Origin of the sequence: Nostoc sp. (assembly GCF_036919675.1) — a bacterium.
GTDB lineage: Bacteria > Cyanobacteriota > Cyanobacteriia > Cyanobacteriales > Nostocaceae > Nostoc.
The window spans coordinates 1-10333 of sequence record NZ_JBALCP010000079.1; the positions used below are offsets into that span (position 1 = coordinate 1).

Consider the following 10333-nt stretch of genomic DNA (forward strand, 5'->3'; position numbering starts at 1 on the left):
ATCAGTTGCACTCGACTTAATAAATCCTCAACATTTAAGAAACTGGTTTGCTAATTGCTGTTACTGTACCTCATAACAGCCGGAAGTGCTGTAAGGCAGCAGCGATGAACCCAAGGAGCATTTTCCTCACATTGAACATAAAAGACCTCGAATACGTTCAGGTACTAGATAAAGTACTGAGTTGGATACAACAAACGGCGGCTCAGTCGCCGCGAATAATTTTTCTTTCTTTATTTTTTCCAAATTGGGATGCTCCCGTTTGTTTTGCCAAAAATTGATCTTGTTTTTGTTTAAGAAGGATATAACGTTTCTCTCACGGATAAGGTACGTACATGATACTAAGAAGCCTGTCAATTAAGGGTTTTAGTCTACCTCACGCGAATAGGAACCGCTATAATGCACTGGCAAGCATACCGTAAAACAGCTGCCAACCTCCAGCTGACTTGTGACTGTAAGGGTGCCTCCATGATTTTGGACAAGACTTTGAGCGATTGCCAAACCCAACCCGAAGCCTCTAGACCGATAAGACCGTGCCTCATCCGCCCGCCAAAACCGCTCAAAGACTTGCTGGAGATGTTCTGGGGCTATCCCAATTCCCGTATCTTTTACACTTACATATACCTGTTGAGCGACAAGATTAGTTTGGATTTCAACTGTACCGGTTGCTTTTGTATATTGAAGAGCATTTTCAATTAAATTAACAAAAACTCTTGTCAGCTGAACTGAATCACCTAGCACATATAGCGGTTTCCTCAGTTTAGCTGTTAAATTGATTTCTTTCGCGTCGGCTTGAGGCTGATAGAGGTGGGCTAGCTGATCTAAAATTTCCGCTAGATTTACAATTTTTCGTTTTGAGATTTTAATTTGGTCGCTTCGAGCTAGGAGTAGCAAATCTTCAGTGAGGCAAATCATTTGGTCAGCTGCACTAGCGATCGCCTGAAATTTTTTAGCATCTGTAGAGCGCATTCCCTCTGGATATTCTAATGCCACTTCTACATTTGCTGTAATTGCCATCAAAGGAGTCCGAAGTTCATGAGATGCATCTCCTGTAAACTGTTTGAGTCGTTGAAAACTCCGCTCAATTGGTTGCATTGCCTTACGAGTTAGCCAAACTCCACCAACACTACTCAGCATTAAAGTAATGAGAACACCAATACCTAAACCCCAATCTAACTCAGCCAGCGTTTCATCAAATTCTTTCAAGGATTGACTTACCCTCACATAGCCAATCAAGCGACCATTGTCATTATCAATTACAGGTAAAGTAATCCCTTGAAGGCGAACTTTACCAATCTTTTGAAATTGCATAGTTTGATTGGAAGGAAAAGGCAAAGTTAAAACATATTTTCCCTGTTGTCCCACCAAACGATGTTGAAGGTCGTACCACTGCAAAGCTTGATGATAAGTAATTAGTTCTTGGATAGGAAAGTCATTTTCTAATTGCGGGCGACCATTTTTAAGTTCAGCATCAGCTACAGCATTTTGTCCTGAAATCATCAGGTTTTCTGTAAGTCTTTGACTAAGGCTGCGAATAAACACTACTCGGACTGCCAACGCAAATATCCCTAGTAGTGAAGCGAAAACAACTAGATAAGATAGCAGTAATTGATACCGGGTTTTCTGAAACACAAGACGGTTTTCCCACCAGATATTTAATCAGCTACTTGTAGACGATAGCCTATCCCATACACACTTTGGATCAAATCTGACTCACAGCCTGCGGCTTTAATTTTCCGTCGCAAGTTGCTTAGGTGAGTTTTGACAGTTTCTTCTCCTGGTACTTCCTCAAATTCCCAAAGTTTATCTAGCAGTTCTGAGCGAGTAAACACCCGCGTCGGACTTCTCAAAAATACTTCTAGAATCGTGTATTCTTTTGGAGTTAATGGGAGACGATGCTGTCCATAATTTACTTCACAGGTGCTTGGATCTAGTTGTAAATTTCCATGAGTTAAAATCGTGGGTTTAATATCTAGACTTCGGCGCGATAAGGCTCTAATTCTAGCAGTTAGTTCTACTAGTTTAAACGGCTTCACCAGATAATCATCAGCTCCGGCATCCAGTCCAATGACTTTATCTGTGGTTGTATCTTTGGCTGTCAACATCAAAATAAAAGCCTGACATCTATCGGATCGTAAATATTTACACAAGCTAATTCCATCAAGCCGAGGTAACATCAAATCTAACAAAATTAGGTCATAGGGAACAATGAGCGCCTGTTCAAAACCTGTAATCCCATCCGACGCTAGATCCACCACATGATATTGATGTCTTAAATGCTCAGTTAAAGGTTCAGCAATTCGCTGGTCATCTTCGATTAGCAGGATTTTCATTTCTAGGGAAGAGGGGTGCGTGGGGTAGAATTACGAATTGCCGTAACCCTTTTACTACTCACGGTCACGATGCTTTAGTAAATGATTTTGTGACTATTCTAACATAATTAGTTAATTCAAAGCCATTAGCTGTAAGTGCTTGACGTACTTTTTCGCTCAACAAGGCAGTGAGTTCTACTGTACCTGCTCCTGGTGAACCATTCAATGGTTCACTAGGATTAAGCACTGCGGGATGGAAATAAATCTCCACTAAGTCTGCCTCAATCTGGGGTATGAGACCGAGCAAATATTCCTCAGTCATACTGCCAGTTGCCAATAACCCGTAGACGCGGTTAGCGTAATTAATATTTTGAGATGTGAGCAAAGTCTCACCATAGCGGCGCAGGAGAGTAAACACCCCCGACCAAACTAACTTGGTCAATAACCTACGTCTATCAAGCTTCAGGCTCATCCCCAATTCTTCATTTGGCAGACGGATAACTTGAATATTAAACTCCTGTGCCAACTCTACCAAGATACTTAGTACGAAGGGATGAGAGTGGAGGTGTAAATGTCCATCTACATGAGAAAGAGATAGCCCAGAATCGCGGAATTTGGTCAACTGGGCGCGGATTTCTCGTCGCAATTCTGAGCGTGCGGCGCTCTGAAATTGGTAGCGTAACCCAGTTTGAAGGGGGCTATCTGGGAAGTTCCCATTTGATGAAACTAAATGAGGAATTTGGTCTGGGGGTAGCACAGACCGGCCACAAACCAAAACTAGATGTAAGCCAACAGCTAGATTGGGGTGATTATGTGCCAAAGCGATCGCCTCCTGGGCTGCATCACCGCTCACCATCAGGCTAGTACTGGTTAGTATACCTTGTTTATGTGCTTTAATAATCGCTTGATTTACGCCGGTAGAGAAGCCGAAGTCATCACCGTTGATAATAGCAAAACGACGCCGCAAGATGTTAATTCCTTGAGTATTAGGCATTGGGCATTGGTGTTGTAATTGAAACTAACTTACCTCCTTTTGTTAACTTTAGTCGCTGTCCTCGCCATGTAATAGTGCTGCCAAGGAAGCCATAACACCAAATGGCAAACTGAATCAAATCGCGTAAAGGGATGACCCAGAAAAACTTTTTGGTATTTAAATCATTGAGAATATTCACCCCAACTATCCAGCCCATTAGTAACCGCATCATCCAAGTAATAACTAACCCTATCCACCCTGCTATTGACCCTTTTGTAGCCATCAAAAAAAGTAGGCTAGCAACTGTACCGTGAGTAAAAAGCAATCCCAGATAACCCCAAGGACGAGAAACGCGGATACAACGCGTCCAACGAATTTGACGCCTAATAGCATCAGCTAGAGTGGTAGAACCTAAAACATGATCAACTACATAGTTAGATAACACAACCTTGTAACCTATTTTCCCTGGTAGGTAGCCGAGTTGGAAGTCGTCTGCCAAATAATCAGCAATCGCTTCAAATCCGCCGATTGCTTTGAGCACTTGTTTACCGATGACAATTGTAGAACCACAGGCAAATTTTGTCCCTTCTAGTTGATTACTGACTAAAACGCCTGCATGAAAATGTGTAGCAGTAGCAATCGCCTCTAAAGTTGCTACCCATCCTTGTGCTAAAGAACGATACATACAAGTGACAACACCAACTTTGTGATCTTTGAGAGGTTGAATGACTCGTTGTAAATAGTCTGTCCCGACTCGAGTATCACTATCGGCTATGACCAAGATTTCATGTTTAGCGGCGGCGACAGCATTTGCTAGATTACTCACTTTCAGGTTGGTACCAATGATCCGGTCGCTCACGACCAAATGAATATCTACATCTGGAAATTGCTGAATGATTTTCTCGACAACTTTTATGGCAGGGTCTTCGGGATCGCATACACCGAAGATCATCTGGTACTCTGGATAATTTTGTTGACAAAATGAGGCAAAATTTTCGTAAGCATACTTATCTAGCCCACAAATTGGCTTGAGGATGGTAACAGGTGGATGGAACTCAGGATCGATAAGATCAGGGTGATTTGCAAAAGTTATCGCTGCATAAATTCCATAACAATAAAATAAGACAGTCGATAGACACAGGACTAACAGCAGAACATTAATAATTGTCATCTGAAAAATCAGCTTAAATTCTAATTTTTTCGTAAGAATTTAGGTGTTTGAAACCCGGTCACAGAGGAAGTTTCAAATTAGACTTGGACTGATTAACATATCTTTAGTCGCAATAAGACCCGAAAATATAGTCGTTACGCAATTATTATTGAGAATGTAAATTTGTGGTTAATCCACGGAAAGTGCTATCAATAAACGATTGTAGAGATTTGGGTATAACCTGAATCCTTACATTTTTTCTATGGATGAAGCTGATGATTGTATAACTTAATCAGCTAAGGGTAAGCTTAACGAAGCTGATACTTACTCCTACATAATGTTTAAAAACCTTTTGGAAAATTCCAATTTAAAATCAATTTTGTAATCAATCAGCCATCACAGCAACTATTAAAAATACACCCATAACAAAGTGCTAGAAATAAAACAGCAGTCAAGCTAGCTAACTGCATTGCTGCGGAAAAAGCAGATCCCATATTTTTGAGTTTCAGTACCACTACCCCTAGCACTGTTTTTGATGGTATTGCTATGATGGCTGGTATTGAAAATAAACCGCTGCTACCTAGTGTGATGCCTCCTTGCATGAGTAGGTTTTTGATAATGGTTTTTTTGATACATAGCGTGGCTTTTTCTATGGGTCTTTGCAACAGCCACCCTTCTAACATCACTAGCTTCTCTATCCCCATCTTCATGAGTACTATCACGATCATGAGGGCTATCAACTTCTGCAACTTGGACACCGCTCGAAGACTGCGATGCAGTTAATGGTCTATATGGGAATTGATTTGCATACGTTACCTGTGTATAACTACTAAATTCCAAAATACTTACAACAACAGTTAACAAAATAGTTTTTGTGAAATTTTTCATGATCCAAAGCAAGATTGGAATTGAAGTCAGCAACTCAATAATAGGTATCAATTGTTAAGAACTGGAAAAGATTTTGGTAAAATAGACCTCTTGCACGAATAGTAAACCTTTTGCCAATACCAAAATTGATGGTGAGTCAATGCTAGAGCGATCGCTTCTGAGGCTGCATCATCATTTACCATCAAGCTGGTCTTAGTTAGTATTATTGCTCATAAACTCCGAATAATCCCTTAATTTACACCCCTAGAAAAGCCGAAATCATCACCATTAATAATGGCGAAACGACGAGGCGATTGTTGAATTTCGCGGATGTTCATAGGGAATTGGGGATTGGAAAAAAGAAAGTATAAAATGTTACTAAATTTTACCCTAGCCTGCGGCAAACCGCTACGTGTCTACGGGTTCTGCTTACAGTACAGCCTTTAGAGGTTGTAATGAAATAAGTTTGCCAACCTTCTCTACGAGACGCTATGCGAACGCAAAGGGTTTGGAAGCGGGTTTGCTCCCCCATAAGTGATTTTGAAGGTTTACAGATAACCAATAAGTTTGGCAAACTTCTTATTAAACAGGTACTTAGCCTGTATCAAGAGACAGTTCTCAATCCCCAATATTTAAACCGCAGCCGCCTGATTAGATTGCGCGTGGGCAATAGCTTGAGTCCGGCGTTCCTTCAGGTAAGAAAAGAACTCCACACCTTCACGTAGGCGACGCACCATCATTTGACGGTCAGCCAACATTTCCCGTACAATGGGGATAATAGCTTTGGGACGGAAGTAAAATTTCCGGTACATTCGTTCAACTGCATCTTCAATTTCCGCACTGGAAAAGGTGGGATATTGCAACGTAGAAGTTTGAATGCCAGACTCAGCTACTAGATGTTGGTTAGTAAACCAGGCGTTAGCTTTGGCTTGTTCGTAAAGTTCCGTCCCTGGATAGGGTGCGGCGATGGAAACTTGAATAGTATGGGGACTGAGTTCGCAGGCAAACCGAATCGTCTCTTCTACAGTTTCTTGGGTTTCAATTGGTAACCCGATGATAAAAGTTCCGTGGACAGTAATTCCCAGTTGGTGGCAGTTTTTCATAAATTCTCGTGCCACTTCCAACTTAATTCCCTTTTTAATTCGGTTGAGAATATCTTGGTTCCCAGATTCAAACCCAACTAGAAGCAAGCGTAAACCGTTATCGCGTAGTTGTTTAAGGGTATCATAATCTAGGTTAGCGCGGGCATTACAACTCCAAGTGAGCTTGAGCTGCTTCATGTATTCACTGATAGCGATCGCTCGATGTTTGTCAATGGTAAAGGTATCATCATCAAACATATATTCCTGCACCTTGTCGCCAAATATGGCTTTGGCTTGTGCCATCTCTCGTCCTACAGCCTCTGGGCTTTTGTGGCGGTAGAGGTGACCGCCAATTGTTTGCGGCCAAAGACAAAAGGTGCATTTTGCCGGACAACCGCGTCCAGTGTAAAAGGAAATATAAGGATGTTGAAGATAGCCAATGAAATACTTAGTAATATCTAAATCACTTGCGTAAATTGGCAAGACACTAGGCATAGCATCCCAATCATGAATTAAGGGACGCTCTTCATTGTGGCGGATTTGTGAAAAGCGATCGCGGTAACTTAGTCCTTTAATTTCTTCCCAGGGTTTACCTTCCGCTAGTTCTTTACAGGTATAGTCAAATTCATTGCGGCACACAAAGTCAATAACTTGGTTATCCCGTAAAGTCTCTTCTGGTAAGACTGCTACATGGGCACCCACCAAACCAATCTGTACACTTGGATTCGTAGCTCTAATAGCCTCAGCACAATTAACATCGTTAACTAGTGATGGTGTACTAGTATGCATGATAATTAATTCGTAATCTTTAGCGATTTGCAGCACGTCATCCACAGTCTGACCATGTGGTGGCGCATCTACCAGTTTGCTACCAGGTACAAGCGCCGCAGGTTGCGCTAGCCATGTGGGATACCAAAACGATGTAATTTCGCGCTTGGCTTGGTATCGGGAACCAGCACCGCCATCAAACCCATCGAAAGAAGGAGGATTGAGGAATAGTGTTTTCTTCACTGATATCTCTTCTTAATATTTGAGCAAGATAGTTACTTATCTTACATATTTTATTTAAATCTACAACAATTTAGTTTGCTCCCGGCAAATCCGCCTATCTAGCCGAGTGCTAACTTTCTTAGGCAGATCACACAGTTCAGGCAAGCCGCGATGAACTTTCCCCACGGCTTACCTAATTTGTAGCAAGGGGAAATCTTTTATCTCAATCCCTGCTATGAGATCCATTAACACTGCCCTCAGTCCCCGCTGATGACGCATGAGCCACGCGGTTCAATTGTTTACATTGAAAGTCTCACGTCCACTTTTGTAGAGGAGTTACTCTGGTGACGGGGCGGCTTAGTCATCTCAATTGCTCTTAATCCTGGTTCCAGGCAGTGCCTTAGTTCCTTCAATCCGTACACCTGTTAAGAGATTGGAATTAAGACCCAGAGCATTCAAAATAGTTACAGCAATTTGAGTTGTACGAACCCGATCATTTACTGTTGTGCCCTTAACATGATTTGATAAACCATCACCACCGATGATTAGAGCGATGTTGGTCGCATCCTTATTAAACAAAGCACCGTGTTCAGCAATTTTCTTACCTTTTGAAGGATTACCAACAAAGATATAGCCAGGAAGCGTCTGGATGAACACATCAGGCGTGCGGTTGTCCGGGTTAGAGCTGGGAGCCAGACCAAGCTGATAGGCTAAAGCCCCAGAGTAAACTTTGGCAATGCCAGGATTACAAGTAGCTGCTGAAGTTGTAGAGCCTGATGAAGTACCCTTACAGAGTGGGAGATTTGTCAAACCGCGCAGATATTGAGTGACATCACTAATCTTGCTTTGATTTTTGAGCCAAACCAGAGAGACATCATCCTGAGTAGCCTGACTTACAGCATTAGGATCTTTAAGGTGGAAGTCGATGGCATCCGGGATCAGGTTATCTTTAAGCAGAGTTCCCACACCATTACGCGGGTCTTGACCATGTTTAGCGACCAGAATCACCAGGGTATTCTTAGCTAGAAGTGGATTAGAGCGAATCGCTGACAGAATTTGACCGATACTCTTATCAGTATGCTGCACAGCATCAGTCAAAACACTAGATGGTCCCTTTGGAGGAGTAGCCCCGATCGCATTCGGATTGTTAGTCGGATTACCGCTGTTGTTGATGCCGCCAGAAAGTGCCTTTTCAGCAACGCTTACAGCTTGAAAGTTCATTGCAAAGATGTTAGGAACAGGTGCATTCTCAGTTCCTAAAGAGTTTCGCCCACTAATTTCATTGAGAATGGCTTTTACTTTCAAGTCGTCGTAAGCCTTGGTATAAGTTGTGTTATCTGTGACGACATGAGCATTTGGAGCGATTATCGGCTTGTGATTTGCGTCAAAGGAAATAGCATCTATCAACAAGCCCTTTCTATCGAAGATAACACTTGCATTGATCTCAGGGGAGTAATAGTCGTTAATCGAGTTGCCACCACGTCCTTGAACGATATTGTAGGCACCTGCGTGTTTATCAGAAAAAGCAGTGTACAGCCCAGCGTTATGAGCCACATTGAAAATTGTCTTGATGTCGGGATTGAGATATTGCCAGGGATAAACTGGCTTACAGATGCCGCTAGAGCAATTTTGGGGCAACCGAGTTTTATCGATACTCCCCAAGCCATAGTCCCCTCGCACAAAGCCTTTGGTCGGGTTACCGCTGATATAACCACCACCATCAAGTCTCCAAATGACATTGTTCGGATCTGGATGGCTGGGATCAGCAGGAATCGAATAATCGAGCAATTCAAAGTAGGTTGCCTCAGTTCCTAAGGGGCTGTTAATATTACCACCTTCCGCGATCGGTGCAGTCAAGTTGCGAGCATAGGTATCATCGTAGTAAACGCCAGTGGTCGCAGGACCTGCACCAGTGAGGTAGGACAGAGTTCCTGGGAAAGAGTCGGATGGGCTAGTAGTGAAGGCGTTAGGGTAAGTTACCCCCACTGAACGGAGGCTGTTGATGTTGGTTAAGTAGCGTTGCAGCCCTGGGTCTAAAATATCTGCACTACGCAAGCCATCTACAGATAGAATTAGCACATGCTGATATGGTCCAGGGGCAATAGCTGCGATTGCAGCCCGGTTAGGAATTGCCATAGAAGCAGAGACACCACAAACCATCGTGAGGGCAAGTGCCAGTTTGAAACGGTTAAATATCATTAACTAGTCCTAGTGGAATTTAAGTTCAAGTGAACATTGAAACCCCGTGGGGTGGGCAGTGCCAGCCTTTTCAATGCATTCATTTGTACTATATTCTTGGACTCTGGATTAATTCTTGGGCTATAGTCTTTACGAGATTTTCTGGTACAAAATGCTTAATCAAAGATACCATATTTTGATTATCTTTGATGTTGTAATCGCCCTAATGGACATCGATAGCCTCAAGCTTTAATTTCACAGCCTCCGCAAGGAGAGGTTTCAGCCAGTGATTTAATAGTTCATTTGTTTGTCTTGGAAAGGCTGGCACTGCCCACCCTATGAAGTCATATTAGATTTAAGACGCAAAACTTGCTGGTGTTTGCCCCAGGACTCCAAGGCATACACATGTTTAAGAGTGTCTTCATTTATATTTAAATGTAGCAATTGGAATACTCTATTTCTGTAAGGTTAAGGAAAAATTATTAAAATTTTAATAAGTAGTTAAGCTCTTGCACAGTATGTTTATTAAAACAGAATTCAGTTCTTCTGGAGTCAGAATACAGGAAAGTTTTTCTGGTGTGACGCAATTTACTTTTTTATGGCAGATGACCCAACACAGTTGAATAGACAAGATCCTGATTCACGGGAGCAATATAGCGGTTTTCACTCGGGTGAGAGACAACCAAATGTACTATAGAACCCATTTGGGATCTGGTGTACCGGGAGATTAAAAGTATTTTTTATTACTTATGTACTCAAGCAGTTTAACAGATGAAGAGTGGTC

Annotated in this window: 7 protein-coding genes; all 7 read right to left on the reverse strand. The window is 42.2% G+C overall.

Features of this window, described 5'->3' with window-relative positions; genetic code table 11:
• Positions 1–363: 363 nt before the first annotated feature.
• The 7 genes from V7K49_RS17935 to V7K49_RS17965 all read right to left on the reverse strand — a co-directional run bounded on the left by V7K49_RS17935 (position 364) and on the right by V7K49_RS17965 (position 9570).
• On the reverse strand, positions 364–1629 hold the full coding sequence (locus V7K49_RS17935) for a sensor histidine kinase (protein ID WP_335206673.1): 1266 nt from the start codon (positions 1627–1629) through the stop codon (positions 364–366).
• 23 nt (positions 1630–1652) lie between these two features.
• Positions 1653–2330 (reverse strand): response regulator transcription factor, encoded by a 678-nt coding sequence (locus tag V7K49_RS17940; protein WP_334864325.1) that lies wholly within the window; start codon positions 2328–2330, stop codon positions 1653–1655.
• Between the two features lie 64 nt (positions 2331–2394).
• The gene (gene hpnK / locus V7K49_RS17945) at positions 2395–3303 is read right to left on the reverse strand and encodes a hopanoid biosynthesis-associated protein HpnK (RefSeq protein ID WP_335206674.1); all 909 of its coding nucleotides are present in this window, start codon (positions 3301–3303) and stop codon (positions 2395–2397) included.
• Positions 3296–4453 (reverse strand): bacteriohopanetetrol glucosamine biosynthesis glycosyltransferase HpnI, encoded by a 1158-nt coding sequence (gene hpnI, locus V7K49_RS17950; RefSeq protein ID WP_335206675.1) that lies wholly within the window; start codon positions 4451–4453, stop codon positions 3296–3298. The genes hpnK and hpnI overlap by 8 nt, the downstream gene beginning before the upstream one ends.
• Before the next feature lie 368 nt (positions 4454–4821).
• A complete protein-coding gene (locus V7K49_RS17955; RefSeq protein ID WP_335206677.1) occupies positions 4822–5160 on the reverse strand; it encodes a hypothetical protein in 339 nt (112 codons plus the stop codon).
• A gap of 771 nt (positions 5161–5931) precedes the next feature.
• Complete coding sequence (gene hpnJ, locus V7K49_RS17960) at positions 5932–7392, reverse strand: hopanoid biosynthesis associated radical SAM protein HpnJ (protein ID WP_335206678.1); 1461 nt, start codon at positions 7390–7392, stop codon at positions 5932–5934.
• Between the two features lie 345 nt (positions 7393–7737).
• Positions 7738–9570 (reverse strand): alkaline phosphatase family protein, encoded by a 1833-nt coding sequence (locus V7K49_RS17965; protein WP_335206680.1) that lies wholly within the window; start codon positions 9568–9570, stop codon positions 7738–7740.
• Positions 9571–10333: the final 763 nt, after the last annotated feature.